The organism is Archangium sp. Cb G35, assembly GCF_001896145.1.
GTDB classification, from domain to species: Bacteria; Myxococcota; Myxococcia; order Myxococcales; family Myxococcaceae; genus Archangium; species Archangium violaceum.
In genome coordinates this window covers 559,815-585,957 of the sequence record NZ_MPOI01000004.1, presented here as the reverse complement: position 1 = coordinate 585,957, position 26,143 = coordinate 559,815, and the positions used below count along the sequence as shown (strand labels likewise).

The following is a 26,143-nucleotide window of genomic DNA, read 5'->3' as shown; positions in this document are numbered from 1 at the left end:
AGTTGGCACCCTCTGGCTCGAGCGTGGTCCGCAGCAGCGTGCCCGCGCCCGCCGCTCCGGGTTGTCCCGCCGGTCCTTGAGGCCCTTGAGGTCCTGCCTCACCCTGCGGTCCCGGGGGGCCTTCGGCCGTGCAGGCCGAGAGGGCCAGTGCGGCACAGAGGGACATGACTCGGAACCCGGAGGGTCCCAGTTGGAGTCGCAGGAGGGTCGGCATCGTCATCGGCACGGTCCTTTCGAGAACCAGTTGCAGTTGCAGATGCGCAGTATGTGTCAGTCCGTGGCAGGAGGGTGTGACTGGCTTCACAACGCGTTTCGTCAGGGGTTGACAGCGAGTCCTGGTCCTTCGTCCCGGGACATGGTTTGTTTCCGGTTCAACACTCAGCACTCAACAGGGAGCACACATGTCGGAGCCGTTTATCGGGGAGATCCGGATGTTCGCTGGCAACTTCCCTCCTCGGGGCTGGCAGTTCTGTCAGGGCCAGATCCTGTCCATCGCGCAGAACCAGGCCCTCTTCGCCATTCTGGGCACCACCTACGGTGGCAACGGACAGACGACCTTCGCGCTGCCGGACCTGCGCGGCCGCTACCCCATGCAGCCGGGCCAGGGACCGGGTCTGTCGCCGCGCACCCTGGGGGAGCAGGGTGGTTCGGAGACCGTCACCCTGATCGCCAATCAGATGCCGGCGCACACCCACTCGCTCAATGCCAACCTGAATGAGGGCAACAACGAGTCGCCCGAAGGCTCCGTGCTGTCGGCCTATCCTCCGGGCACGACGCCGACCACGTACAACACCACCATCAACACGACGATGAACCCGGCGGCCATCGGCGTCGCGGGCGGCAGCCAGCCCCACAACAACATGTCGCCCTTCCTCTGCCTGAACTTCATCATCGCGCTCGAGGGCATCTTCCCCTCGCGCAACTGACGCGGCCCGGGCGCCCGGGGTCCTCGGAAGGCCCCGGGTCCGTTCCGTGCGCTCAAGACTTCGCGTTGGCGGACTGGGGCTCGGTGAGCACCGGGGCGGCAGTGGGCACCCGCGCCGCGCGGGCCTGGAGCCGCGAGCCCACCAGCGACAACAGCGCTCCCAGCGAGCCCACCGGCTTCGCGTCCGGCTCGATGATGCGCATGGCCAGGAAGGCCGCGGCCAGCCGCGCCACCGAGGACAGCAAGAAGAGCACGTGCAGGTTCACCCAGAGGTGGCCCCCGAGGGTGAACTCGGTGGGCAGCAGGCTCGCCAGGCCCCCGCCCAGCGCCGAGGCCGCCGCGTAGGCCAGGCCTCCCGCCGTGGAGAACGCCGCCAGGTAGAAGGGCCGGCCCCGGCGCGGCGCCACCGACAACGGCAGCGCGAAGATCGCCAGGCCATGGCCTCCCCAGAGCACCCCCGCCAGCACCACGTCCGCCAGCAGCGGCCAGAGGAACGTGGCCGTCGGGAACAGCCAGATGGCCGGGATGACGCCAATCCCCAGCGAGCACGCCAGCAGCACCGGTTGCGCCCCCAGCCTGTCGATGAGCCTGCCCCACAACGGCGCGGCCAGCATGCGCATCCCGGCCACCGCCGCCAGGTACAGCGCCATCGTCAGGAAGCTCATCTTCAGGTTCTTCAGCATGTGGAACGAGAAGAAGGGCGCGGAGATCCCCACCGCCGCGTTCCATGCCACCTGGTACACCAGCACCCGGCGCGCCCGCTCGTCCCGCAGCGGCAGCAGCGCCACGCCGAAGTCCAGCTTCGCCTTCTCCTTGTGGGGCGCCGGATCATGCTGGCGCGCCATCAGCACCGTCGTCACCACGCCCGCCACGCACGCCAGCGCCGCCAGCAGCGGCAGGCCCAGGCCCACGCCCTCGGGCGGGCGCAGTCTGTCCATCAACACGCCCGCCACCAGTGACGTCAGCGTGCTCCCCAGCGTGCACAGCGCCGTGCGCCGGCCGAAGAAGCGCCCCCGGATGGATTCGGGTACCAGCTCGCCCATCCACGCCACCCAGGCGTTGTTCCCAATGACGCCCAGCACCGCCGACACCGCCGCCACCCCCACCAGCAACCGCTGTTGTCCCTCCAGCTCCAGCGGCAGCCACGGCAGCACGCACAACGGCAGCATCACCTGGCGCGACAGGCACACCGCCGTCAGCGCCACCTTCCGGTGCCCGAAGGTGGACGTCAGCCACGCCGCCGGGAACTGCACGAACTGGGCGAAGAAGGGCAGCGCCGTCATCACCCCCACCAGCAAGGGCCCCAGCTTCAGCGCCAGCGCCCACGCGGTGAGCACCGTGGCTCCCGCGCAGGCGGTGAACACCTCCGCGACGATCCCCTCGGCCACCGAGACCTTCAGGGAGCCGCGCAGGGCGCTCCTCGCCTCGGTGCCCGGAGTGGATGTGGGAGTCGTGCCTACCGTCGGCGCCCCCACCAACGGGGCGGCGGAGCCCGGCAGTGAGTTTCCGGGCCGGAAGAGGGGGACGGCGGTGGCCAGGGCAGCGAAGCTGCGGAGGACGTGACGGCGCAGGACGGCGAGAGACACGCGGACCCTTGAGGCGGCGGAGGGGAACGTCCTGGTCTCTCATGACGCACCGCACCCACTCAAACCGACCCCTGGCGCCCGCTCGCCCCCCTTCCTGGCCCGGTGCCTGCTCGTTTCCGCAGCAAACAGGTGCAGTTCACGAGGTCTTGAACTATATGAACGGCGCAGAGGGAGAAGAGGGGTACATGGAACTCGCGCGTGAGCTGGCGGACTTTCTGGGGAGCGTGGAGCAGCGGCTGGGCACCATGCTGGAGGACGGGGATGCGGGCCCGGGCGTGAAGGGCGACACGCTCATGGAGGCCGCGCGCCACCTGTGCATCGGCACCGGCGGCAAGCGCGCCCGCCCCATGCTGGTGCGCCTGTTCGGCGGCGCGGTGAACGTGGCCCCCGAGATGCTGGTGGACGTGGCCGTGGCCGCGGAGATGATCCACTCCTCCAGCCTCCTGCACGACGACGTGGTGGACGCCGGCATGTACCGCCGCGCCCGGCCCACGGTGAACGCCCGCTGGGGCAACATCGTCGCCGTCATGAGTGGAGACCTCATCCTCTCCACCGCGCTGCACCGCCTGTCCCACCTGGACGCGCGCCTCACCCAGACGGCCCTCTCCGTGGTGGTGGAGATGTCGCGCGCCGCCATCACCGAGGTGGAGGCCCGCGGCAACCTGGAGCTGCCCCTGGAGCGCCTGCGCTTCATCGCCGAGGGCAAGACGGGCTCGCTCTTCGGCTGGTGCGGCAGCGCCGCCGCCACGCTCGGCAACCAGCCCGAGGCCGCCAAGCGCTTCGATCTCTTCGGCCGCCGCTTCGGCGTGGCCTTCCAGATCGCCGATGACATCCGCGACGTGCTCGGCACGGATCCGGGCAAGCCGCGCTACGCGGACGTGCTCTCGGGGACGCCCTCGCTGCCCATCCTCCTGGCGGTGGCGCGCGACGGGACGCTGAAGAACAAGCTCAAGGACGCGTGGGCCTTCACCACCGTCAACCCCGAGCGCACCCGCGCCATCGGCGACGCCATCGAGGCCACCGGCGTCGTCGAGCTGGCCATGGAGCGGATGAACAAGGAGCTGGAGGCGGCCGTGGACGCGCTGGGGCCGTACGCGCAGCAGGGCACGGGCGCCGAGCTGGTGGACTGGGCGCGCAAGCTGTCGGTGGGCATCGCCGCCCAGGCGCAGGAGAGCCGCGCCGCATGAAAGGCTACCTGTGGACGAGTGGTCTCGAAGCGGCCCGGGGGGAGGGCTCCAGCAACGGTCATCTCGCTCCCTGGGAAGCCATCGCCATCGACGCGGTGGGCAACGTCATCGAGTTCTGGGGCTTCAAGCGCAACCAGGGCCGCGTCTGGGCCCTGCTGTACCTGCGCGGTGAGCCCCTCACCGCCGGGGAGCTCGAGCGTGAGCTGGAGCTGTCCAAGGGCGGCGTGTCCATGCTGTTGAGGGACCTGGAGCGCTGGGGCGTGATCCGCCGCGTGCGCTCGCCGCAGGACAGCGCCTGGCGCTATGCGGCGGAGACGGACCTCATCCGCATGGTGTCGCACGTGATTGAAGAGCGGGAGGCGGGGTTCATCGAGCGCATCCGCGCGGACCTGGCCGAGGCGCACCGGCTGGCGGTGGAGACGGGGAACGTTCCCCGTGAACACCTGGCGAGGCTGGAGAAGATGGCCACGCTTGCCGAGCACGTGGAGCGCGCGCTACGGCTGTTCATCAAGACGGCCCGGCTGGACGTGGGCGGCATCCTCGGCGCGTTGCGCGAGGACTCGCCGAGGCAGTGAGGCGGCCGGGGAGCCGAGGGAGGCACGGATGGACTCGCATTACGATCAGGTGATGAAGGCGCGGAGCCAGGCGGATACGGCGGCCATGAAGCTGTACTTCGCCTATTCGACCATCCTGGACCGGGCGGCCTTCGAGGAGTGGAGGGCGCAGCACAGCTACGAGTTCTTCGAGCTGCCCGAGGGCAAGCTGGCCGAGGCGCTGGACGTGGACCTGGTGTACGACTTTCCCTCGAGGTGGTGGGGAGGGAGGGTGGCGGGGCTGACGGACGCGCCGGGGAAGAGCGTGTACGGGAGGCTGTTCGAGATTGGCGGGAAGGACTGGCCGATCATCCAGCACAAGGAGGGCGCGGTGACGAGCATGAGCGTGGAGAGGCTCGTGCGCGTCCGGGTGGAGGGGCAGGAGCTGCAGGCGACGGCGTTCGTGACGTCGCCGCGCCGGGCGTCCACCGAGGGCCCCATCAGCCAGCGGTTCATCGACGCACTGGTGCGCGGCGCGGAGAGCGCCGGATTGCCCGCCGGATACATCGAGCGCCTGCGCCGCGGGGAGTAGGGGAGGCTCGCTTTTCTTTGGAACAAGGGGGGCGTTGGTTCACCCTTGAACTCAGCCTCTTTGTGGAAGAAGCACGGTCGATTTGTCGTGAGCGCCGACATGTCCGCTTCTAATGGTCAGAACGAGGTGGAGGCCCTGGTTGGTGATCCCCGGCGGCGGGCCAGTGCTGCCGAACGGGGCTTCATCTATCAGTTTTGGCGAACGGTCGAGGCATGGAGTGAGCTTGGCCCCGACGAGGCCCTGTTCGTTGAGGGCGCAGAAGATTTAGATGTCGTCGGACACGATGAGGCGACGGCTGTCCAAATCAAGGACAACAGGGCATCAGGAGCTTTGACCCTAAGTAGTGAGAATGCTCTTTCGGCGATCAACAACTACTGGGACCTGAGAGAGCGAAATGCTAGGCGCCGCATTGACATACGTTATCAATATGTCACCACTGCGGCTATAGGTGTCGAGCAGGATGGTTTCAATGGCGAGAAGGGCATCGAGCTCTGGCAGTCTTGCCGAAGTGTGCCAGCCCGCGATGCAGCGCCTACCATAGAGCGGCTACGCAAATTTCTTCTAGCCAAACAGAGTATTCGTGCGCCTTTGGCCGCTTTCCTTCGTACTGCAACCACGGAAAGAATTCACGGCAACCTGATTTTGCCTATTGAATGGCTTGCTAATGAGCCAAGTCTTGGTGAGGTGCGTGACAGAGTCCTGCGTCTATTGATGTCATTGACTGGGCCTCATGGAATTCCATCACAAGAAGTGCCAAAGATAGCAAGCGAACTCTATCAGATTGTTGAAGCCGTGGCCATCGACGGGGCACGTCGTTCGCTGAGTCAGCGAGAGTTGTTTGAGCAGATAAGCAGATTCGCGTATGTCGTGGTCCCGCGGTCTGCGATGGCATTGCAGCAATTTGTGGGGCACTATTTTAGTAAGACTGGTGCAGAGGAATTCCCGTCACTTTCCTCAAATGAATCTCGCTTCGCTCCACCAATACTGCCTGGCGATTTGCTGCTGCGGGAGAAATTAATAGAGTCAGTTCGTGCTACTTTGAGGAAGTTCGGCATTGTGCACGTTGATGGTGGCACCGGCATGGGAAAAACTACGCTGGTGCGCCAAGTCGTTGATGGGTGCACTCCTCTGCTCTGGGCTGATTTGCGTGAACCTGATTTGCGTGAACGAGGTGGGAGATATCTGCCGTCGTTACTTCATGAGATGCGAGTAGCATCTTTGGAGTGTGAGCATGCGCCTTGTGTCGTGTTGGACGATTTTAATTGCCAGACCGACCCAAGGTTGATTGAGGGCGAATTGGGGCGCCTTGCTAAGTTGGTGCGTGATAGACGTGGAACTCTAGTCATCATCTCGTATCGACCTATTGTGCCGAGGCTTGCCTCCGTTATTGGTCTTTCGCCCGAAGCTGCGTTGCATATCCCACCGTTTGATGAGCATGAAATCCAAGTGTTGATGGAGTCGCTTGGGTGTAATAACGCTCGGCGAGCAAAGGCGCTTTCTAGGATTGTGTGGATGCAGACATCGGGACATCCACAGCTTGTGGCTGTGCATGTGACGGCACTGAAATCGGCTGGATTTCCTGAGCCAGCACTACAGGATGTTATCGAGCATCCCAAGGTTGTGGAGGATTCTCGCGCAGAGGCTCTCCAGCTCATTCGCTCGGTTCTCAACGAGCCAGCTCGTGATCTCCTTTATCGGCTCAGTTTGACGATCGGAGCCTTTCGGCGCTCAGTTGCCCTGCGCATCGCAGAAATTGACCCGGTTGTGCCACGCTCCGGTGAAGTGTTGAACGAGTTGGTTGGTCCTTGGCTTGAGCAGCCGGCGGAGGGGTATCTGCGCGTCTCTCCATTGGTATCCAAAGCGGGTCAGCAAGTGTTGTCGCAAGAGGAGATGCGCCGCCTTCATCGACAGATTGCAGCTACGCTTATCGCTGAAAAGTCCATCAGTGTCGCAGAATTCTCGTCTGCGGTCTTTCATGCAATCATTGGTCGAGCCGAAAAGCTGGCTGTATCCCTGTTTTATGTCTTTTCGACTGCGCCTCGAGATGTTAAGCGCGCCATTGCGAATGATTGTGATTGGGTGCTGGCCATTAGTAGCAAAATTGATGATGAGTTGCCGTTCACGGCCTTGAGCGCTCGTCGGAGTTTCCGTCTGCTTCAATGGGAAATCGCAGCTATTGCGCGGCCCAAGCAGCTTCAGTCGCTAAAGCATATTGTGGATAGGGAGTTTTCTGCCAAGCCAGAAGGTATGGCGGAGATAATGTCGTGGGTTCTCTACGCATCCACAGTCTTGATGAGGGTCGAGATTGTGGTTCCTGTTGGAGAGTATGTTGATAAGGCGATTGAGTTTTCTCGTTTGATTGAGTGGGTAAATAGGCAGGAACCTAGCTTGGGAATTGGGATGGGCCTGCCCATGCGAGTTTTCGGGCGGGAGAAGGCGACGGTTTTAGATTGGTTCTCCTCTGTGCTCGCTCAGAGGGTTCGCGGGCCTGAAGAAATACGGGCGCTTGTGCGGGCAATCGACGCCCTTGGTGACGAGGAGCGCAACATGTTTCTCGCCACTTTCCGTAGTGACGATGGGGACACTCGCCTTCTGTTTAGCAAGGCTTGGCTAGGGCTTTCGCAAGAGGATGCTGCTGGCCATGAAGCATCTGTTCAAATTTTGCGCGAAGCGTTGGTTGCTGGGAGGCGGTGGGAGTGCAGGCCATGGATGCAGGCAGTTGCTCGCTCACTTTCAGTTATTCTCGATGAGAGGCTGGGTCTAAGGTCTGAAGCGGAAAAGGTCGTCGCTGATGTCGTGGAAGAGGCTGGTTCGTCCTTTGGTTTGAATGATCAATTGGCGATAATTGCCTTCAACCGGGGAGATTATTCCCGTGCGCTTGAAATATGGCGAAATGTCATTCCTGCGTGGGTTGTTGATGAGTTCTATGATGTGCAGCCAGTTTTTTCTGCCCGTAGCGCAGCCATTGCTGCTGGTTGCTTAGGGTTGTGGAATGAAGCCGGAGAGTTGTTCGGGCAAGCCGCACATCGGTCTGAACGATTTAAGAAGAATGTACTTACACTGGGTTTGAGGGCTGATTGCGCCTATATGTTATGGCGTGCTGGTCAGCGCATGCGCGCGCTGGATGTTCTGAGTGCTGTCGTAGAGCAATTGGAGGTGCTTCCTAACACTCCGGAGAGCTTCAAAGAGTACGCTCTCCATAAGTTTGTTGGCCAAGTGCTTCTTTATCTCAGTGGGAATGTCTCTTCTGGGGAGCCTTCGCCTGGAATGTGTAGTCAGTTTGAGCCTCATAAGGATATTGCACGTATCCCTGTTACTCCCGTTGCGGCACAGTGGTGGATGATTTTTCGTGTTGCCAGTTCGATTGGCAGTGTGGGGCTCAAGGAGCGTGCGTCAAGGAAGGTGCTGGATGCTCCATATGCACATATGAGGTTTGAAGTGCGGTTGGAGTGCCTGCAGGCCATTATTGCTGCTGGGTTAATCGAGGACGTGTTCGACTATGCTGTAGCGCTGGCTCGCGATGCTGAGTTCGTGGGTGCCCGTCGGCATCGACCAGTATATGAGCCTGATTGTGCAGGCAGTGCCGTGGAGATTGGTCCGGATGTTACGGTGCAGCTTGTTGTGCCTGCATTAATGGGGGCAATTATCAATGCTCGAGCATCGGGTCAGGCCATCATTCAGTTCTTTGATGCTTGGCGGCAGAAGATTTCGAGTCTAGGGGAGTCAGTTCGTTCCGCCGTTGAGGAGCTAATATCCGTTGGACATTTAGGAGAGCGCGAACTTGTGTTGGTTCTTCAAGATGCAGGTTTGCCGGTCGTGCGAAGGACAATGGCGGGCGTATTGCTTCTAGGGATAGGAGGTATCGGGCCTGAAGAGGCGCTTTATGCGCACTTACGTGTATTCGATGCAGCTATTGCTAGTCCGATACTTCAAAAATCAGTCGCAATTAGCTTCGATCGGGTCATTCGTAATGACTGGCTGCGACTTGCGAATGCACCCTTTCTCCTGCGCGATCCTCGCTTGCATGTAGAAAGCATCCGTGCGGCATGCAATTTGTCCGCTGTCGGATGGTCAACCGCAGCAAAGGTAATCTTGGCTGCAATTCCTGCCGTGCGACTCGGTGTCCCTGTTGAATTGATCCAAAAACTCCAGAAAGTTGCTGCAAGTGCTTGAAGAACACTTGGGCGGAGTACCTGATGAATGATCCGGCTATCGTTGGGTGGCGGCATTGGGCGTCTGCCGCGTGTCATTGGTGGGGACGAGGCGGTGCATGACGATTCCCAGTCTGGGAGATTCTCTCCGCAGTGCACTGAGTTCGAGTTTCGCACTTTTTGGATGAGTTCATGTGGGGGCAAGCGGTGCCATCTGTGGCGCAGAGGTCACCACCGCTTGGTTGTAGAGAGCGTTGAGGGATTTTTCTTCGAGCCATCGTGCTCCATTTTTCTTCGAGCCATCGTGCTCCATGGGAACGCGAAAAACCGCGTGCCTCCTCGGAAGCAACGACGAGTGCTCTCATGGTCCGCTGCAGGTGGGCTCAATAAGGTGTGAAACTCGAACTGAGGGCTAGTGGACCTTTGGTGAATTCCTTTGCTGGAGAGGCCCTTGAACTCAAGTTGGCGCTCGTCTGATCCCCTGTGAGCCTCAAGTCAGGTGGGCCACCTCCACCACGAGACGCCCCACCTTCAGCTCGCGCAGCAGCCGATGCAGCCTCGGGGAGAGGAGGATGTCGGGCTTCGGGTGCAACACGCCTCGGCGGGCACCGGTCAGTTGTCTTGTTCGGACCAAGTCACTGTCGTCGTAGCTCTCCCTTCGCACCCACAACTCGGAGAGGCGATTCAAGCCGAGGACGTGGCCTCGGGGGCAGCTGTACTGCCCCTGCTCGTCGAGATCGAAGAGGTCATTGCCCACAAGGGTGGGCGCAACGATGTCTACTGGTGCCGAGGTGATGGTGAGCTGACGCCAGTCATCAAGGAGGCTCCCCGTTGGATCGCGTACCGGCAGGAATCCGGCTCCCGTGATTCCATGGGCTTGAAGGGCCTGGGCCAGTCGGTTCGATATGACGATTTCCCTGGCAATGGTGAAACTCAGATCCCGCTTCGGAATGCTTTCGGGCTCCAGGTGAAGATCCGTGGATTGACGTGCACCCGCGCCACAGTGGGAGCATGCTTCTGATTCGTCATACTCCGTCCCGCACATTTCGCCGCAGGGTTCGAAGATGGAGCGGGGGCGAAGCGCGAATATTTGCGCGGATTGGACCTCCGCTGGCGTGTAGTGGCGGGAGATGGACCAGCCCGTGAAGAAAGAGCGTCCTCGTTTGTTGAACTCGCGATCCAGTTCGCCAATCAGACGGACCCGTTCGTCTTCTAGAGGTAGCCGGACATTGCGGATTGTTCCTCCAAGACTTCTGCCTGGGTTCCCCGGAAGCATGCGCGCCTCTGTTTCTCCAATCCTGAATTCGATGATCTCGCGCATGGTCAAGGAGTGATTCCGATGAGTTGGGGGATGGGGTGCTGGGAGTAGACCTTGAGCAGGATTTCTTGAAGCCGCTGGGCAGAAGGTTCTCCCCTGTCGTAACTCCATTCCTTCCGAAACTCCCGGGTGAGCAGCTTGTGGTAGGCGGTGGGAATCCGGTACGTCACACCGCTTTTCGGCCCACCAAGGTAGACGGGGACGAGATGGTGGTCCTGGTAGCCCTGGCTGTTGGGATAGAGCGCCTGGGCCTCCGCCAACCGCTGGAAGTAGAGCTTGCGCGCAGTCTGCACCGCCTCCATGTCCGCCGCGCGTCGCTGCATCTCCTGTCGCTGCTGAGGCGTCGGGCGAGGGGAGAGCGAGGGCGGGCGCCGTACGGAAGGCCCACCCGGGCCACCCCGCCGGGGAGGACGTCTCGAGAAGAGTTCACCCGACTCGCCCCTTGGATCTCTGATGGGGGTGGACTCGACGATGTCCTCGAACTCGACGATGGAGATGCGGTAGCCAGCCGAACGTAGCGCCTCCGTGCCCCATCCATCGGGACCTGACTCGTCGAGTTCCACTGGGAGGAAGGCGGCCCATTCATTGCGTGCGCCTGCTGGTGTCCCACCCTGCACCAGCAGGCTCGTCCTTGCTGGGGCCGAGGCTACGTCTACACCCTCCACGTGCGCACGGGAGAGGCTCGGAGCACACCCCAGGAGCATGAGGACTCCCAGCAGCAGCAGGCGCATCGATGGGACTCCTTCCGGGCAGCGTGCAGAAGAGAGCGTTCAGGGTCGCACCGCCGGAAACGAGGGACGAGCCGTTGAATGGGGGGGAGTTGACCTTCTAACGCGGCCAGTCCTCCACATCGCCGGAGAGGCGCGGGTGCTGCCTGGCACCCGTCTGGTCCTGCGGTTCATCGAGGCGTTACCTCCTGGTGCGCCGCCTGGACGCGGTGGCGAAGTCACCCAGCCTGGTGCTACGCCTCCCGCCATGAGCCGCTCCCATCCGACTCCCGAGCAGGACCTGGCCGTCGCACGCGAGGCCCTCGCCAATGGCGATGTGCACCATGCCGCGCGGCACCTTGCCGGCGCGCTCGCCTCGGACCCGCTGCATCCCGAGTTCCTGGACACCGCCGAGGCCCTGCTGCGCGCGGGCCCGGAGAACGCCGCCGAGCTCATCCCTCTCAACAACGATGGGGGATGGTTCGGAGAGGTGGCCCTGCACGCGTGGCTGCTCGCGCGCACGGGCAATGCCACGCCCGCGGTGTGTCTCCTGCTGCAGGTGGCCGAGGTGAAACCCGAGGTTCCCTACCTCGTCTGGGCACGCCAGTGGCTCGAGTCGCCCGACTTCGTCCGAGCCGTGGATCCCATGTCCGTGGCCTCGGCGGCCGAGCGGTTTCTGCAGCAGGTGGACCTCTCCACCCATCCCTCGCTCGCGGAGCGGATCCTGGATGTGCTCGCGCGCATCCGCGCCGTGCATGGGGACTCGGGTCTGCTGATGATGGTGCATGCCCGCACGGCCCGGGGCGCGAGGCGCTTCCAGGAGGCGCTCGACATCGCGCTCGCCTACGAGCGGGAGCACCCGGACTGGATGGCGGCCGTCTCGGTGGCCAATGGGTACCGGTATCTGGGGGACCTGACGTCGGCCGTGGCGTACTTCCGCCGTGCGGTGGAGAGGGATCCGGAGGACCTCTCGGCCCGGCTGGACATCGGTGACCTGCTCTGGGAGATCGGGCAGGAGAAGGAGTCGCTCGCCGCCTACGAGGAGGTGCTGGCTCGCGAGCCGGAGCACCCGTGGGCCCTCCCCTCGGCGTTGCTGCTTCGCGCCCACGTGTCGGGGACGCTGGAGTTGGCGCAGCGCTTCGTACGCTACGCCGAGGCGCACCCGGACAACGAGCGCGCGAGTGCGCTCCATCAGATGCTGCGCGCCTCCGGCTACACGCCGCCGCCCGAGGGCGAGCCCTGGGTGGACTTCCTGCCCGAGCCCACCGAGGCGACGATCAACTCCATCCGGCAGATCCTCGGGGCCGTGGCGAAGAAGGAGTTCGAGGTCAAGGCCTCGAGCCGCCTGAAGATGACGGTGGGCTACGTCGAGGCCCCGAGCGCCATCCGCTCCGCGAGGCTCGAGCTCGCCGAGCTCGCCGAGGGCGTGACGTTGGACATCACTGTTCAGTCCATCCAGAAGCCGGACCCTCGGGCGCACCGGAGCCAGGGACTGCTGGCGCGTCTGGGGTTCGGGAAGAAGCGGCCGGTGCTGTGGCGCTACGAGGGGACCGAGCCGTCCCCGGCCGTCGAGCCGCCTCCCGCAGAGGTGGCTGGGAGGGTAGGGGCGCTCGCCGCGAAGCCCTTCCGTATGGAGTCATGGCGCGCGGAGGCCGCCTCGATCGCCCGGGAGCTGGAGCGGGTGAGCCCGCTGGAGCTCGCCGCCGTGATGGTGCATCCGCCGCCGAAGCCCGAGGGCGTGCGGACCTGGAACTGGTTCATCGCGGTGCAGATGGCGGCGGCGTTGGTGCTCGCCGAGACCGGAGGCGGGCGCGAGTTGTTGGTGGAACTCCTGCACGGTCCCATGGACTGGGTGGGGGAGGCCGCCATCGTCGCGCTGACCGAGCACGCGCTCGCGCATCCCGGCGAGGTGGGGGCGGTCTTCAAGGAATTGACGGCGTTGCTCGGGCAGCGGCCCTCCGAGGGCTCCTGGTGTCTGGAATATCCGCTGGTGGTGCGAATGCTGCGCCTGCCGGGCCTTCCCGCGGACTTTCGTGAGAGGTTGCAAGAGTGGCGCGGCAGGAGCGAGTCGATCAGCTAGGCGGGCTTCGCTGGCTCGATTGCCATTCCGTCCTCGGCCGCCGGCTCCACAGCATCCCCACGCCGAGCAGCAGCCACGGAACCAGACCAGGGCTCGTGCGGCCCGGACCCGACACCCGGCACGCACACCCGCCGGCCTCGATGGGCACGGAGACCACCCGCCGGGTCACCGTCACCTGGAAGGAGCACTCGGCGCGCAGGCCCGCTTCGTCCACGGCACTGGCCGTCACCCGCGTGGTGCCCACGGGGAAGACGCCACCGGACTCATGGCTGTAGGCCACCTCCAGCGGCACCGTCACCGCGTCACTCGCGGTGGCGGGAGCGAAGGACACGGGGACACCCGGCTCCGTGAATCCCTCCGCCACCCTGTCGGGCGGGCAGATGAGCCCAGGCGCGGTGGTGTCCCGCACCGTCACGGTGAAGGAGCAGGAGGCCTCGTTGCCCGCCTCGTCCCGGGCCGTGACATGCACCTCCGTCGTTCCCAGCGGGAAGGTGCCTCCACTCGGGGGGCCGTAGGTGAGTGAGGGCTCCGCCGTCACGTCGTCGCTGGCCGTGGCGGACGGGTAACCCACCTCCGCGCCCGCCTCGCTCGTGGCCTCGGCCGTCATGGGCTCGGGACACGTCACCGTGGGCGCCGTGGTGTCGGGAGACGGGGCCACGCGCCACGGCTCGATGCCCGAGACCCCATCCGAGGTGGAGAAGAACAGGCTCGAGCCCACGCGGGTGAGCCCTTCGGGCGTGGGAAGCAGATCTCCGGCCGTGAGCTTCCAGGCGACGGCGGTCCCCTCCGCCGTCCCATCGCTCTTCCACGACTGCACCCCGTTCACCCCATCATCGGCGGTGAAGTAGAGCAGGCCCTCGAAGGCCACCAGCCACGCGGGATTCGAGCTCGTGGAGCCCGGGCGGATGTCCTTCACCTGCCACGTGCCCGCCTCCGTCCCATCGGTCCTCCACACCTCCACGCCGCTCTTGCTGTCACTCGCCAGGAAGAAGACGAGGTCTCCCACCGCGGTGAAGATCCTGGGATTGGAGGCCGCCGTCCCGTGGCGGTCCTTCACCAGATACGTCCCCTCCGGCGTCCCGTCACTCCTCCACAGCTCCCACAGGGTGGTGGCGTCCGCGGCGCTGAAGTAGAGCACGTGCCCCACCGCCGTGAGGGAATTCACGCCCGACCAGCCGGTCCCGGGGTTGATGTCCTTCACCTGGTACGTTCCCTCTTCCGTGCCATCGCTCCTCCACAACTCCGAGCCCATCACCCCGTCGTTGGCGGAGAAGTAGAGCACCCCCTCCAGCACGGCCGGGCTCAGTAGCGAGCCCACCACCATCGTGAAGCAGGGGCCCGCTCCGGGGTTGATGTCCTTCACCAGGCGCGTGCCGGCCTCCGTCCCATCACTGCTCCACAGTTCCATCCCGTGCACGCCATCGTTCGCGTAGAAGAAGAGCGTGTCACCCCGAGGCACGAGCAGGGTGGGGGTCGAAGAAGCCGGGCCCGGGTTGATGTCCTTCACCAGGTACGTCCCGGCCTCCGAGCCATCACTCCTCCACAGCTCGTGGCCATTCACCCCATCCTGCGCCATGAAGTAGAGCACCCCCCCCATGGCGGCGAGGTAGTTGGGACCCGAGCCACTGGTTCCCGGATGGATGTCCCGCGTCCGGTGCGTGCCCGCCTCCGTCCCATCGCTCCACCACACCTCCACGCCGCTCACCCCATCGTCCGCGGTGAAGGCGAGCTGTGAGCCCACGGCGGTGAACGCCCCGAGCGGCGTGTCGGCGGTGCCCACTCGGATGTCCTTCACGAGCAGCGTGCCCTCTTCCGTCCCGTTGCTCTTCCACAGCTCCCGGCCGTGGAGACCGTCCGTGGCCTGGAAGAAAGCGGTTCCCCCCACGTCCGTGAAAAGTTTCGGGCTGGAACTGCCCGGCAGGTGGAGGATGTCCTTCACGAGGTACGTGCCCGCCTCCGTGCCATCGCTCCTCCACAGCTCACTTCCGTGCACTCCGTCATTCGCGGTGAAGAAGACGGCCGTGTCCGAGCAGCGCAGGTTGGAGGGCATGCTGTCGGAAGTGCCTGGATGGATGTCCTTCAGGAGGAACGTGCCCTCCGGCGTGCCATCGCTCCTCCACAGCTCGAAGCCATGGTCCCGGTCGCGCACGGTGAAGAACATCAACGTCCCCACACCACACTGGGGAGCCGGATGGCTGCTGCTGCTCCCGGGCACGATGTCCTTCATGAGCTGCGTGCCCTCCGCCGTCCCGTCGCTCTTCCACAGCTCATACCCGTGGGTGTCGTCGGTCGCGTAGAAGTAGATCGCGTTCGTGGTGGCCCGGATGATCCACGGACTGCTCTGGCCCACCGGGTTGAGGGTCTTCACCCGGTACGTGCCCGCGGCCGTGCCATCGCTCCGCCACAGCTCGCCATCCTTGAAGTTGTTGAAGTAGAGCGCCCCGCCCATGGCCGTCAGGTACAGGGGGTGGATGCCATAGGGGGCCGCGGGGGCCTCGACCCTGACGGTCCCCGCCTCCGTCCCATCGCTCTTCCAGAGCGTCGTTCCCCGTCCATCGTCCGCGGAGAAGTAGAGCGTGTTGCCGAGCCGGACCAGCTCACCCACGAAACTGTTGGAAGAGCCCGGCATGATGTCCTTGACCAGGTACGTCCCCGCCTCCGTCCCATCGGTGCGCCAGAGCTCGAACCCGTGCGTCCCGTCCGTGGCGACGAAATACAGGGCGTTCTCCAGGGCGATGAGCCCCCTGAACTCGGAATTCGTACTGCCCGGGTAGATGTCCTTCACGAGCACCGTGCCCGCTTCCGTCCCATCGCTCTTCCACAGCTCGCCGCCCGTACCGGAACCATCATCCGCCTGGAAGTAGAGGTTCCCCTGGAAGGGCACCATGCGCTGGGAGCCAGGCATGGCATATCCGCCGCCCGGCTTGATCGCCTTCACCACCACCGTGCCCGCGTCCGTGCCATCGCTCTTCCACAGCGCGTCACCGGCGAAGGTGGTGAAGTAGACGAGCCCGCCCATCCGCGCCAGTGCCGCCGGGCTGGAGGACAACCGCCCGGGTTTGAGGTCCTTCACCATCACCGTGCCCGCGGCCGTGCCATCGCTCTTCCACAGCTCGATGCCGGGGCCGCCGCCGTTCGCGGAGAAGAAGAGGGTGTCGCCCACCAGGGCCGGATTCTCCGGACCACTTCCCACGAGGGTGTTCGGAACGAGGTTGATGTCCCGGACCCGCTCGGGTGCCATCGTGCCCAGGGCCCGCCTCACCTGCCCGGGCGCCGCGGCCCGCGCGGGATTCTCCTCGGCACAGCCCCCTCCCATGGCCAACAGGATGCACAACCCCGCCAGCACCCTCGGATACGGCTTCATCTCACCGCTCCTCGTGTCACCCGCGCTGCCCCACCAACGGGTGGTTCACGATGCTCCTGTCACTCGCGAGACGTCAATTCCAGACACCGGCTTCCCGGGCCCACACGGGTTGTCATGCCTGACTCCACTGTCGATTTCCGTGAGCGCCGGGGGCTAAGCTTGGAGCATTGCAGGCGAAGGAGCGCTCCATGACGGCCAGTCCCCTGTTCGCGGAGGGAGAGACACTGTGGTCTCCCCACGTGCGTGCCAACCCGTTCCCCCTCTACAAGCGCATGCGGGAGGAGTTCCCCGTCGCCCCGATCACGGATCCGCAACTGGGGATGCATTTCTGGCTGCTGACGCGCTACGAGGATGTGGTCTCGATGGTGAGGGATCCTCGCTTCACGCAGGATCCCACCCGCCTGCCCGAGGAGGTCCGGCAGCGGTTCTTCGGCCATAAGCTGAGATCGCTCAGCCGGCACCTGCTTACCGTGGACCCGCCGGACCACACGCGGATGCGCTCGCTGGTGTCCAAGGCCTTCACCCCGCGCCGCATCGAGGAACTGCGCCCGCGCATCACGGCGATCTGCTCGGAGCTGCTGGAGGGGCTGATGGCCCAGGGCTCCGGGGGGGATTTCCTCAAGGTGCTCGCCTTTCCTCTGCCCGTCATCGTCATCGCCGAGCTGTTGGGGATTCCCTCGGAGGACCGCGACCGGTTCCGCGAGTGGACGCAGACGTTCTTCGCCCCTCCGTCGAAAGACTCCCAGGAGAAGACCCGCGAGGCCCACCAGCACTTCTTCAAGTACCTGGGGGAGGTTTTCGAGCAGCGCCGTCAGCATCCCCGGGACGATCTGATCAGTGCGTTGCTCGCCGTACAGGAGCAGGGGGATCGGCTGAATGCCGAGGAGCTGACGAGCATGGTCTTCCTGATGCTCGTCGCCGGTTACGAGACGACAGCGAACCTGTTGGGCAACGGCCTGCTGGCGCTGCTGCAGCATCCGGACCAGATCCAACGGCTGCGGGAGGATCGTTCCCTCATCCCTTCTGCTGTGGAGGAGATGCTGCGCTACTGCGGCCCGTTCGAACTGAGCATCCTGCGCTTCGCGAAGGAGGACATGGAGCTGCATGGCCAGCGCATCCAGGCCCATGAGGCCGTCCGGGTGAACTACCTGGCAGCGGATCGGGATGCGGGGCAGTTCCCCGAGCCGGACCAGTTCGACGTGGGGCGCACGCCCAACAAGCACGTGGCCTTCGGTCATGGCATCCACTTCTGTCTGGGAGCACCCCTGGCCCGGTTGGAGGCCATCGTCGCCTTCGAGTTGCTGCTGGAGCGGCTCCCGGGGCTGCGTCTGGCCACGGCGCCCGAGAAGCTCGCGTGGCGCCCGAGTGCCCAGTCGCGTGGGCTGGTGAGCCTGCCCCTGGCGTTCTAGCTCCTGCGGGCAGCGAGATGCAGTGGCTCGCCCGCTCCTGAGCGGACGGCATGTTGGGGCCCCATCCTTCCGTCGTTCTCCTATGCTCCCTCCGGGTGACCTGAGTCTCCGGAGGAGCATGGATACCGAAGCGGAAGTCATGAAGACGAGGTGGTTGTTGCCCGCGGCCTTGCTGCTGGCCATCACGGGATGCGGTGAGCTCACCGGTGGCGCGGAAGGCGAGGTCACGTACGCGGAGGTGCCCAGCCCGAGTGAGCCGGGTGGGGTGCATCCGCTGACACTCGACATCGCGGTGCCAGAGGGGCCGGGTCCCTTTCCCGCGATCGTCTTCATCCATGGTGGCGGGTGGGTCATCGGAGATCTGGACGACTACGCAGATCGAATCCAGGAAGCGAGCCGGCGGGGCTTCGTCGGGGTGACCATCAACTATCGGCTCGCGAACCTCGATGATGGACACGGCAAGGCCCTCCACCCCTGGCCGGCGCAACTGCAGGACGTGCGGTGTGCGTTCCGGTGGCTCGCCGCGAATGCCGCCACGTACAAAGTGGATACGAGCCGGGTGGGGGTGATTGGCGGGTCCGCTGGCGGGCACCTCGCGATGATGTCGGCGTATGCCCGGAACGAGGCACGTTTCGAGCCGGACTATTGCCCCTACAGCGAGAACCTCGAGGCGAAGGCCGTGGTGTCCATGTGCGGCGCCGGTGACCCCGCGTCCGTCTATGAGACGACAGACTGGTGGATCAAACCCTACGTCACCCGGTTCCTCGCGCTACCGGATGGAGCGAAGGTGAGGGATACGCCCGAGGTCTTCGCTGACGTCAGCAACCTCACCTACATGGGGCATGGGCCCAGGGTGCCACTGCTGATCCTCCAGGGGACGGCGGACACCCTCGTCCTCCCCGAGGTGCAGCGATCCTTCGCGGTATCGGCTCAATTGCTCGGGCAGGAGGTCCACGTCGAGTACCTCGAAGGCGCGGGCCACGACATCGATGCCACCCACCGGGCCGAGTCGGACGAGCTCATCTGGAAGTGGTTCGGGGAGAGGCTATGACGATGCGCCACTTCATCTGCATGCTCGTGCTGCTGGGGGCGCCGCGAGTGCTGGCCCAATCAGGGGAAGGGGAGACCCACGCTCCAGCCGAGAACCCCTTCGCTCTCAGGCTGGGGCTCAGCGCCCGGCCGCTCATCGGTCTCAGCGGGGTGAGCGCGATCAGGACGCATACGCTTCGGGACGGAGGTTGGGTAGCCGTGGACGTCGTCCCCTCCTACCGTCTGTCACGACTCTTCGCCGCCGAGCTCGGCCTGTCGGCGATGGTGCCCGTGAAGGACGCGTGGGGGTTTCCGGACTTCCGGCTCGCGGTGACGCCCGCCGCCCGGCTCGACGCCGGGCCCGTCTACGCGCGCATCGGGGTGCCCCTGATGTTCGGGGAGGGCTTCAGGATGAGCGCACAGGCCGCGGTGGGCGCGACGCTCTTCGATCGCTTCTACGTGGGCGTCGTCGGGGAGGCCAATGTCAGGGACCTGCTGGCGATGGTGGGGCTCGAGCTGGGCGTCCGCTTTGGCGGCCCGAAACCATGATGCTGCCTTGCCTTGTCTGGGCCGCGAGCGCGGCCCAGTACCCGATCAAACTGGCGTATGCGCCCGCGGGAAACGTGACGGTGGGCGGGCGCACGTTCGTCACGGCCGATGTCTATGAGTCGGCGGTGGTGGCGGCGCTGCTCACCATGGTTTTCGCCGCGGTCACCGCCGCATTCCGGAGCTGGGCTGTCGTCAGGCCCGGGCGAGCTCCGCCTCGATAGCCTGGGTCAACGTGGGGTCATCCGGAGTCGTGTCCGGTGAGAAGCGCGCCACCACGTCGCCCTGGCGGTTGATGAGGAACTTCTCGAAGTTCCAGAGGATGTCGTTGGGCTTCTCCTGCTTCATGCCGTACTTCTCCAGCCGGGTGCGCATGGTGCTGTTGGCGGGATAGCGCGCCTCGGGGAGGGTCTCCGTCAGGTGTTGGTAGAGCGGGTGTTGGCCCTCTCCCTTGACGACGATCTTCGAGAACATGGGGAAGTCGATCCCGAACTTGGAGCGGCAGAACTCCTGGATCTCCGCGTTGGTGCCCGGCTCCTGGGCGCCGAACTCATTGGCGGGAAAGCCCATCACCACCAGACCCCGGGCCTGGTAGCTCTTGTGGAGTTTCTCAAGGCCCTCGTACTGGGGCGTCAGGCCGCACTGCGAGGCCACGTTGACCACCAGGAGCACCTTGCCCTTGAAGGCAGTCAGCGAGGTCTTGGTTCCATCGATTCGCTCGAGCGGCAGGTTCGCGATCTTCTCGTTCATGGGGGTTCTTTCCTTCGGTAAAGAAGGGTGAAGCATACAACCCTCGGAGGAGATCAAATGAGCGAAACGAAGTCGCGCCCGGGCAAGCTGCGCGTGGGGATCATCAGCGCGAACTGGGGAGCCAAGGCCCACCTGCCCGCATGGCGGATGCTGGGCGATGACGTGGAGGTCACGGCGATCTGCACCTCGCGGCAGGAGACAGCCGAGGCGGCGGCCAGGGAGCACGGCATCGCCCGGCCGTTCTGGAGCTACGAGGCGATGTGCGCCGACCCGGACATCGACGTGATCGATGCCGGCACCAGCCCCGTCCTGCGGGAGAAGCTGGTGACGGCGGCGTTGAAGGGCGGCAAGCACGTCGTCAACCAGCTGCCGTTCGCACCGTCGCTGGAGGCCGCCGAGGGCCTGGTGAAGTTGCAGCGCGAGAAGGGCGTCACCGGCGCCGTGGCGGCCAGCGTGGTGGGCATGCCGCACCTGACGCTGATGAAGGAGATGATCGACGAGGGCTACCTCGGCGAGGTCTTTCAAGTGCACTGCCATTGGCAGATGAGCTACTTCCTGCCTGTCATCCCGCTCTTCCCCTACACCTGGTTCGGCAAGGCCGGTCACGGGGTCAGCGTCACCCGCAATCATGGCTCGCACATGCTGCACGCCCTTGGGTACCTGTTCGGCCGGATCGAATCGGTGGCCGGCCGGATGGAGACCCAACTGAAGACCTGGGAGCTCTCACCGGGCGAGACCATGACGGTGGAGACCGACGACACGTGTCACGCGCTCCTGCGCTTCGCCAACGGTGCCATGGGCACTCTGGCCACCTCATGGACGGCGGTGGATAGCCCGGGCTTCTGGATCGATGCGTTCGGAAGCAAGGGGCGGCTGCGGCTGGAGGCTCTCCGCTACCCGAGCGCGTCGACGGCCAGGCTGTATGCCGCGAAGGCGGGCCTGGGCATGATGGCTCCGCAGGGCCTGGAGGTGCCGGTACCCGAGCGCCTGTTCACGGTGCGGGGCAGGGTGCTCGACCCGCGGGTGGTGAGCACCCCCTCGGCGGGCGACCAGCTGCTGTCCATGGCGCGGCTGTTCGACACCTTCGCGACGACGGTCAGGACCGGCGGCGAACCGCTCGCCAGCTTCGCCCGGGCCGTCGAGGTGGAGCGGGTGATCGACGCGCTCTACGCGTCGAACGTGCGCAAGGCGTGGGTCGAGCCCGCCGCGGGCTGAAGGGCGCATTTTTCTTGGACGCCGCCGCGTCACGTCTCTCCTCTATCTCGAAACGGAGAGAAAAATCATGCGTGACGTGAACGAAGGGAAATGGAAGGGGGCCGGAGCGGGAGGCCGGCGCCTCGGTCTTCTTGCCGTGCTCCTGGGCCTCGGTTGTGGGCCCGCGGGCACTTCACCGGCTGCCCCCCATGTGGGCGCGGGCACTGCCGAGCGGGTCGATTCGGGGCTGGACGCGTCGTTCTCGCTCCCGGCGGATGGCAGCCTTCCCGCGTTGCGCAAGCTCTACACGCAGCACCTGGGACAGCTCACCGACACGAAGGTCAATCCGTCGCTCAACGTCGGCATCACGGGCACGGATCTCGGTGTGACGTTCGAGCGGGACGGCAAGCTGGTGTTCATCTTTGGAGACTCCTGGACGCCCGGGGGGGCGCGACAGGACCAGGACTCCATCGCCTGGACGACCGCGACCAGTGTTCCTCCAGCGGGACCCCTGCCGAAGCTCACGTGGGTGACGGACGCCAACGGCCAGTTCGTGGCACCGCGCCTGTCCGGCATCAACCTGCAGGGGATGAACGTTCCCATGGAAGGCGTTCCGGTTGGCTCCAAGACGTACGTCTTCTTCACCACCGGCTGGGATCCAAGCACGCAGAAATACAGCCACTCGGTGCTGGCGGAGATGGACGGGCTGAACGTCGCGGGGATGCGGACCACGCACATCGTCCCCAGCTCGAAGTTCATCAATGTGAGCGTGGTCGTGGAGGGGACGACCGCTTTCATCTATGGCAGTGGGGATTATCGCAAGAGCCCCGTCTACCTCGCGAAGGTCGAGCTGGCCCGGATGGGAGATCGCTCGGCCTGGATGTACTACCGGGGAGGCAGCGGCACCACCGCGACGTTCGGCCCGGGCGAGTCGAGCGCGGTCCCCATCGTTCAAACCTCCTGCGTCGGGGAGCTGTCGGTCCGCAAGTGGTCGAAGGTTGGCCTCTACTTCATGGCCTACAACTGTGGGGCCCCGGAGCCACGAGGCATCACGCTTCGTTGGGCGCGCTCGGTCAATGGGCCGTGGTCGGCGCCGCTCGTCATCTTCGATCCGGGGAAGGACCAGGACAGGGGTTACGAGCACTTCATCCATGCTCGTCAGAGCGTCGTGACGTACGACGATGGACTCTCCGAGCCAGGACGCGAAGAGGAGTGGGGCGGTGAGTATGGGCCGTACCTCATCCCCCGCTACTTCGAGGAGGAGCCGGGCGGTGTTCTCTCTCTCGTCTACACGATGTCGTCCTGGAATCCCTATCAGGTCCACCTCATGCGCACGCGGCTCGGGCTTCCCGAAACGCCGTACACGCCGCCGTCAGGCGGTGTGGGGCTGCCCAGGACCGCGCTCACGAATCCCGATTTCACCCAGGGCTTCACCGGATGGGGCAGGAGCGGTGATGCCTTCGGAATCTTCACGGGTGGCGATGGCAGGGGCCGTGTGACGACCTTCCTCCAGCCCAAGGGAGACGGGCTGACGGGAGCCATCTGGCAGGACTTCACGGTGGATGCGGCCACGCGCGAGCTCGGCTTCTTCGTCCACGGTGGCGATGCCCAGGTGCGCCTGCTCCGCGGCGGCGAGGTCATCCGCACCACGCGCGGCCGGCGCACCAACAGTCCGGAGCTCCCCGTCACCTGGACCCTGTCCTCCTACCGGGGAGAGACATTGCGGCTCCTCGTGGAGGACACGTTGACCGGTCCATGGGGGTTCGTCGGTGCGGGAGCGTTCGGATTCCGCGGGTGCGAGGTGAAGGGGGACATCAAGGCGAAGTACGACGCGGTGAATGGGCCCGTGTTGCTGGGGACGTGCCTGGAGGGGGAGATCGCGACGCCGGATGGAGTGGGGCGCTTCAACCACTTCCAGCGGGGCAGCATCTACTGGACACCGGCGACGGGGGCGCACGTGGTGATGGGCTCCATCCGGGAGAAGTGGAAGGAGCTCGGGTGGGAGGTGAGCGTGCTGGGCTACCCCACCACTGACGAGTTCACCACGCCGGATGGGCGCGGGCGCTACAACCACTTCCAGCAGGGCAGCATCTACTGGACGCCGGAGACGGGAGCGCACTCCGTGCAGGGCCTCATCCACGGCAGGTGGGCGGCGCTGGGATGGGAGACGGGCTTCCTGGGCTACCCCGTGTCCGACGAGGAGAACACCTCCTTCGCCCCGGGCAAGGTGAGCCGCTTTCAGGGCGGACACGTCTACTTCTCTCCCGCCACCGGCGCCAAGGCACTGCAGGCGGGCCCCCTCCTCACCAGGTACCTGCAGGCCGGAGTGGCCCAGACGCTCGGCTTCCCCAGGACGGAGGCCTACGCGGTGACGGGCGGACGGCGCGTGGACTTCGAGCGCGGCTCCCTGGTCGAAAACTCATCCACGGGCACCGTCTCTCAGTACTAGGTGCGTGGGAGCGGCCACTGAATCCGCTCCGCCCATCGTCCGGTGCTAGGCTCCCTCTCCTGCCGTCAACGCTGAAGAGGGGGAGCCATGTCTCGTAGCCACTCGCGCTGGATTGCCGTCCTGCTGCTCACGTCCGCCTGCGCCACCACGCCCAGGCCCGCGTCCGAGCCTGCTTCCGGAGAAGGCTCGGGCGAGGCCGTCGCGCTGAACGTGCGCGCGGTGCCGGACAGCCGGTCGCGCCACTTCCTCACGCCGCCGGAGTTGATGAAGCGGATCGAATCCTCCCCGGTGCAGTACCTCATCCAGGATCTCGAGAGCCTGAAGGGCGTCGCTCCCGAGCAGCTCGTGGATGTCGTCTGGCCCCACGGCCCCGATCCCCTCGATGTGCCAGTGGTCACTCGGTCCGCGGACGGCTCGCGAGTCGTGCGGCCGGCGAAGTTCAATCCCGAGGCGATGGCGCTCATCCATCAGGCCGAGGTGCACTACCGGGCGGAGCGCTACGCGGAGGCGGAGAAGCTGTATGCCCAGGCGCTCGAGAAGGAGCCTGGCAACTACCTGGCGGCCCTCAATTTCGGGGACGCGGCGCTCTTCTCGGGGGACCCGAAGACGGCGCTCACGCGCTACGAGCGGGCCGCCCGGATCAACCCCGATGACCATCGCAGCTACTTCTACCGTGGCACCGCGCTCGTGCATCTGGACCGCATGGCCGAGGCGCGCGACATGTACGCCTGGGCACTCACGCTGCGTCCCGAGCACCCGTATGTGACGCATGCCCTCGATCAGAACGCCGACACGCTGGGCATCCGGTTGCGGCCGCGCGTGCTGCGGCCCCGGGCCCTCGCGCGCGTCGAGGGCAAGGGGGTCTCCGTCCATGTCGACCCGGCGTCCCCCTGGTTCGCCTATGGGCTGTGCAAGGCGCTGTGGCTCGGTGAGGAGTCACATCGCGAGGAGATGACGGGCGAGCGCGACTACCACCCCACCAACATCGAGGAGCTCGAGTGCCTGGGCTTGCTCGGCGCCGTCTACGCGCGTTTCCAGGAGGAGGGAAAGCCGAAGGATCCCGCCCTGGAACGCTTCATGCGCATCGTGGAGGACGGTTATGGCAAGGAGCTCATCCTCTACGAGGTGCTCGCACGGCAGGCACCCCATGTGGTGCTCACCCTCGAGCCCGAGGCCCGCGAGCGGCTGCACCAGTTCGTGCTGCGTCATGTGGTGCCGCTCGCGGGGGAGGGTGACTCGGGCAACATCTCGCTCTGACCTACTCGGAGGTATCGATGCGAGCTACGTTCATCCTCATCCTGACGCTCGGCCTGATTCCGATCAGCGTCTCCGCCGGTCCGAAGTCATCCTCCAAGCCCCCTCCGAAACCTGCTTCGACGGTGCCTGAGGACCGGTGGATGTGGCTGCCGGGTGGATCCTTCACGTTCGGTTGTGAGCCGCGGTCGGCTTGCGAGAGATCGCGCAAGAAGCGTGGAGTCCGCGCGAAGGTGGACGGTTTCTGGATCATGCGCGGCCGGACGAGCGTCTCCGAGTACGAGGCCTGTGTCGCCGCCGGGCAGTGCACCGAGCCGGACACGCGGTTCGTGGGCACTTGGAGCCGTCGAGCGTCGGAGCCCACGTTGCCCGTCGACTACGTGGACTTCGAGCAGGCCAGCCGATTCTGCGCGTGGGCAGGAGGGCGGTTGCCCACGGAGAAGGAATGGGAGTACGCGGCCGACTCCGGGCATGACATGAATCGGGGCATCGATGGAGCTCCGGGAGCCGGTGAGTGGGTGATCTGGTCCACCAAGAAGAATCCTGGCTACGAAGCGACGAGGGGCGGGCTTCCCGACCTGGAGCCTGTGTATCCCTCGGACTACGGAGACGCTATTCGTGACCACCACGCGGAGGAGCTCGGTTTCCGCTGCGTTCAATCCACGAAGCCCCAGTCGAAGTCCAGGTAGGCCGGCACTGCTCCAAGGGGCTTGCCCCAGGTGGGAACACGTTTTCCCAAGATGGGCATCCGCCTTCCCATCCGGCGGGCGGTCATGACCGCCATCCGCCATGCCGAGCGCGGCGGGCTGGCACTGCCTTCGCAAATACGCTCGAGGATGAAGCGGAAGACTCCAACGCGGAGGCGCAAGGCCCGGGGTGCCGTGGTGGTGGCGGGGACCCTGGCGCTCATCGGGGCGGCAATTGAAGTCGCCTCGGGCGGTGTGACGGTCGCCGAGCGCGTGCTCGCCCTCGTGGTGAAGGCCCGGCAGGCGCTGGCTCCATCCGCCAACGCCGCCGAACCTTCTGTCTGTGAGCTGCCCAGGAAGTAGCCGGGCCCTCCGCATGCCCT

Annotated in this window: 20 protein-coding genes; 15 read left to right on the top strand and 5 right to left on the bottom strand. The window is 65.2% G+C overall.

Annotated features, from left to right (window positions below; translation table 11 throughout):
• Window positions 1-401: 401 nt before the first annotated feature.
• Window positions 402-926 carry a phage tail protein gene (locus BO221_RS15830; protein ID WP_073561269.1) on the top strand — a complete coding sequence of 175 codons (525 nt, stop codon included), beginning with the start codon at window positions 402-404 and terminating at the stop codon, window positions 924-926.
• Between the two features lie 52 nt (window positions 927-978).
• On the opposite strand, the gene BO221_RS15825 is transcribed toward BO221_RS15830, so the two are convergent.
• Complete coding sequence (locus BO221_RS15825) at window positions 979-2,511, bottom strand: MFS transporter (protein WP_073561268.1); 1,533 nt, start codon at window positions 2,509-2,511, stop codon at window positions 979-981.
• Window positions 2,512-2,696: 185 nt separating this feature from the next.
• On the opposite strand from BO221_RS15825, the gene BO221_RS15820 reads away from it, so the two are divergent.
• The 4 genes from BO221_RS15820 (at window position 2,697) to BO221_RS53745 (ending at window position 8,996) form a co-directional block, all read left to right on the top strand.
• Window positions 2,697-3,698 carry a polyprenyl synthetase family protein gene (locus tag BO221_RS15820; RefSeq protein WP_073561388.1) on the top strand — a complete coding sequence of 334 codons (1,002 nt, stop codon included), beginning with the start codon at window positions 2,697-2,699 and terminating at the stop codon, window positions 3,696-3,698.
• Window positions 3,695-4,273 (top strand): GbsR/MarR family transcriptional regulator, encoded by a 579-nt coding sequence (locus tag BO221_RS15815; protein WP_043410265.1) that lies wholly within the window; start codon window positions 3,695-3,697, stop codon window positions 4,271-4,273. Before BO221_RS15820 ends, BO221_RS15815 begins: the two co-directional genes overlap by 4 nt.
• A gap of 28 nt (window positions 4,274-4,301) precedes the next feature.
• Window positions 4,302-4,823, top strand: coding sequence for a gamma-glutamylcyclotransferase (locus BO221_RS15810; RefSeq protein ID WP_073561267.1), 522 nt, complete (start codon window positions 4,302-4,304; stop codon window positions 4,821-4,823).
• An 87-nt stretch (window positions 4,824-4,910) separates the two neighbouring features.
• The gene (locus BO221_RS53745; RefSeq protein WP_143195472.1) at window positions 4,911-8,996 is read left to right on the top strand and encodes a hypothetical protein; all 4,086 of its coding nucleotides are present in this window, start codon (window positions 4,911-4,913) and stop codon (window positions 8,994-8,996) included.
• 468 nt (window positions 8,997-9,464) lie between these two features.
• On the opposite strand, the gene BO221_RS53740 is transcribed toward BO221_RS53745, so the two are convergent.
• Window positions 9,465-10,295 (bottom strand): hypothetical protein, encoded by an 831-nt coding sequence (locus tag BO221_RS53740; RefSeq protein WP_143195471.1) that lies wholly within the window; start codon window positions 10,293-10,295, stop codon window positions 9,465-9,467.
• A 2-nt stretch (window positions 10,296-10,297) separates the two neighbouring features.
• The gene (locus tag BO221_RS15800; protein WP_143195470.1) at window positions 10,298-10,615 is read right to left on the bottom strand and encodes a hypothetical protein; all 318 of its coding nucleotides are present in this window, start codon (window positions 10,613-10,615) and stop codon (window positions 10,298-10,300) included.
• Window positions 10,616-11,267: 652 nt separating this feature from the next.
• Here BO221_RS15800 and BO221_RS15795 point away from each other — a divergent pair.
• The gene (locus BO221_RS15795; protein ID WP_073561264.1) at window positions 11,268-13,079 is read left to right on the top strand and encodes a tetratricopeptide repeat protein; all 1,812 of its coding nucleotides are present in this window, start codon (window positions 11,268-11,270) and stop codon (window positions 13,077-13,079) included.
• On the opposite strand, the gene BO221_RS53735 is transcribed toward BO221_RS15795, so the two are convergent.
• Window positions 13,072-16,443 carry an ELWxxDGT repeat protein gene (locus BO221_RS53735; protein WP_073561263.1) on the bottom strand — a complete coding sequence of 1,124 codons (3,372 nt, stop codon included), beginning with the start codon at window positions 16,441-16,443 and terminating at the stop codon, window positions 13,072-13,074. The genes BO221_RS15795 and BO221_RS53735 overlap by 8 nt on opposite strands.
• Before the next feature lie 188 nt (window positions 16,444-16,631).
• On the opposite strand from BO221_RS53735, the gene BO221_RS15785 reads away from it, so the two are divergent.
• The 4 genes from BO221_RS15785 (at window position 16,632) to BO221_RS15770 (ending at window position 19,651) form a co-directional block, all read left to right on the top strand.
• Complete coding sequence (locus BO221_RS15785) at window positions 16,632-17,852, top strand: cytochrome P450 (protein WP_073561387.1); 1,221 nt, start codon at window positions 16,632-16,634, stop codon at window positions 17,850-17,852.
• Between the two features lie 139 nt (window positions 17,853-17,991).
• On the top strand, window positions 17,992-18,903 hold the full coding sequence (locus BO221_RS15780) for an alpha/beta hydrolase (protein ID WP_158079851.1): 912 nt from the start codon (window positions 17,992-17,994) through the stop codon (window positions 18,901-18,903).
• Window positions 18,900-19,430: a hypothetical protein gene (locus BO221_RS15775; RefSeq protein ID WP_143195469.1), complete on the top strand. Its 531-nt coding sequence runs from the start codon at window positions 18,900-18,902 to the stop codon at window positions 19,428-19,430. Before BO221_RS15780 ends, BO221_RS15775 begins: the two co-directional genes overlap by 4 nt.
• A complete protein-coding gene (locus tag BO221_RS15770) occupies window positions 19,427-19,651 on the top strand; it encodes a hypothetical protein (protein ID WP_143195468.1) in 225 nt (74 codons plus the stop codon). The genes BO221_RS15775 and BO221_RS15770 overlap by 4 nt, the downstream gene beginning before the upstream one ends.
• On the opposite strand, the gene BO221_RS15765 is transcribed toward BO221_RS15770, so the two are convergent.
• The gene (locus BO221_RS15765) at window positions 19,623-20,177 is read right to left on the bottom strand and encodes a glutathione peroxidase (RefSeq protein WP_073561259.1); all 555 of its coding nucleotides are present in this window, start codon (window positions 20,175-20,177) and stop codon (window positions 19,623-19,625) included. The two genes, BO221_RS15770 and BO221_RS15765, sit on opposite strands and share 29 nt — an antisense overlap.
• Before the next feature lie 57 nt (window positions 20,178-20,234).
• On the opposite strand from BO221_RS15765, the gene BO221_RS15760 reads away from it, so the two are divergent.
• The 5 genes from BO221_RS15760 to BO221_RS15740 all read left to right on the top strand — a co-directional run bounded on the left by BO221_RS15760 (window position 20,235) and on the right by BO221_RS15740 (window position 26,123).
• Window positions 20,235-21,392: a Gfo/Idh/MocA family protein gene (locus tag BO221_RS15760; protein WP_073561258.1), complete on the top strand. Its 1,158-nt coding sequence runs from the start codon at window positions 20,235-20,237 to the stop codon at window positions 21,390-21,392.
• Between the two features lie 67 nt (window positions 21,393-21,459).
• Window positions 21,460-23,820, top strand: a complete 2,361-nt coding sequence (locus BO221_RS15755) for a DUF4185 domain-containing protein (protein ID WP_083681063.1) — start codon at window positions 21,460-21,462, stop codon at window positions 23,818-23,820.
• A gap of 87 nt (window positions 23,821-23,907) precedes the next feature.
• A complete protein-coding gene (locus BO221_RS15750; RefSeq protein WP_073561256.1) occupies window positions 23,908-25,077 on the top strand; it encodes a tetratricopeptide repeat protein in 1,170 nt (389 codons plus the stop codon).
• A 17-nt stretch (window positions 25,078-25,094) separates the two neighbouring features.
• On the top strand, window positions 25,095-25,763 hold the full coding sequence (locus BO221_RS15745) for an SUMF1/EgtB/PvdO family nonheme iron enzyme (protein WP_083681062.1): 669 nt from the start codon (window positions 25,095-25,097) through the stop codon (window positions 25,761-25,763).
• 51 nt (window positions 25,764-25,814) lie between these two features.
• Entirely contained in the window at window positions 25,815-26,123 is a 309-nt protein-coding gene (locus tag BO221_RS15740; protein WP_073561254.1) for a hypothetical protein, read from the top strand.
• Window positions 26,124-26,143 lie beyond the last annotated feature (20 nt).

Bases quoted from the DNA above. Each gene is read 5' to 3' on its own strand.
- BO221_RS15810 (WP_073561267.1), top strand. From the start codon at position 4,302: ATGGACTCGCATTACGATCAGGTGATGAAGGCGCGGAGCCAGGCGGAT.
- BO221_RS53735 (WP_073561263.1), bottom strand. From the start codon at position 16,443: ATGAAGCCGTATCCGAGGGTGCTGGCGGGGTTGTGCATCCTGTTGGCC.
- BO221_RS15770 (WP_143195468.1), top strand. From the start codon at position 19,427: ATGATGCTGCCTTGCCTTGTCTGGGCCGCGAGCGCGGCCCAGTACCCG.
- BO221_RS15795 (WP_073561264.1), top strand. From the start codon at position 11,268: ATGAGCCGCTCCCATCCGACTCCCGAGCAGGACCTGGCCGTCGCACGC.
- BO221_RS15745 (WP_083681062.1), top strand. From the start codon at position 25,095: ATGCGAGCTACGTTCATCCTCATCCTGACGCTCGGCCTGATTCCGATC.
- BO221_RS15750 (WP_073561256.1), top strand. From the start codon at position 23,908: ATGTCTCGTAGCCACTCGCGCTGGATTGCCGTCCTGCTGCTCACGTCC.
- BO221_RS15765 (WP_073561259.1), bottom strand. From the start codon at position 20,177: ATGAACGAGAAGATCGCGAACCTGCCGCTCGAGCGAATCGATGGAACC.
- BO221_RS15800 (WP_143195470.1), bottom strand. From the start codon at position 10,615: ATGCAGCGACGCGCGGCGGACATGGAGGCGGTGCAGACTGCGCGCAAG.
- BO221_RS53740 (WP_143195471.1), bottom strand. From the start codon at position 10,295: ATGCGCGAGATCATCGAATTCAGGATTGGAGAAACAGAGGCGCGCATG.
- BO221_RS15775 (WP_143195469.1), top strand. From the start codon at position 18,900: ATGACGATGCGCCACTTCATCTGCATGCTCGTGCTGCTGGGGGCGCCG.
- BO221_RS15760 (WP_073561258.1), top strand. From the start codon at position 20,235: ATGAGCGAAACGAAGTCGCGCCCGGGCAAGCTGCGCGTGGGGATCATC.
- BO221_RS15820 (WP_073561388.1), top strand. From the start codon at position 2,697: ATGGAACTCGCGCGTGAGCTGGCGGACTTTCTGGGGAGCGTGGAGCAG.
- BO221_RS15785 (WP_073561387.1), top strand. From the start codon at position 16,632: ATGACGGCCAGTCCCCTGTTCGCGGAGGGAGAGACACTGTGGTCTCCC.
- BO221_RS15815 (WP_043410265.1), top strand. From the start codon at position 3,695: ATGAAAGGCTACCTGTGGACGAGTGGTCTCGAAGCGGCCCGGGGGGAG.
- BO221_RS15830 (WP_073561269.1), top strand. From the start codon at position 402: ATGTCGGAGCCGTTTATCGGGGAGATCCGGATGTTCGCTGGCAACTTC.
- BO221_RS15755 (WP_083681063.1), top strand. From the start codon at position 21,460: ATGCGTGACGTGAACGAAGGGAAATGGAAGGGGGCCGGAGCGGGAGGC.
- BO221_RS15740 (WP_073561254.1), top strand. From the start codon at position 25,815: ATGGGCATCCGCCTTCCCATCCGGCGGGCGGTCATGACCGCCATCCGC.
- BO221_RS15780 (WP_158079851.1), top strand. From the start codon at position 17,992: ATGAAGACGAGGTGGTTGTTGCCCGCGGCCTTGCTGCTGGCCATCACG.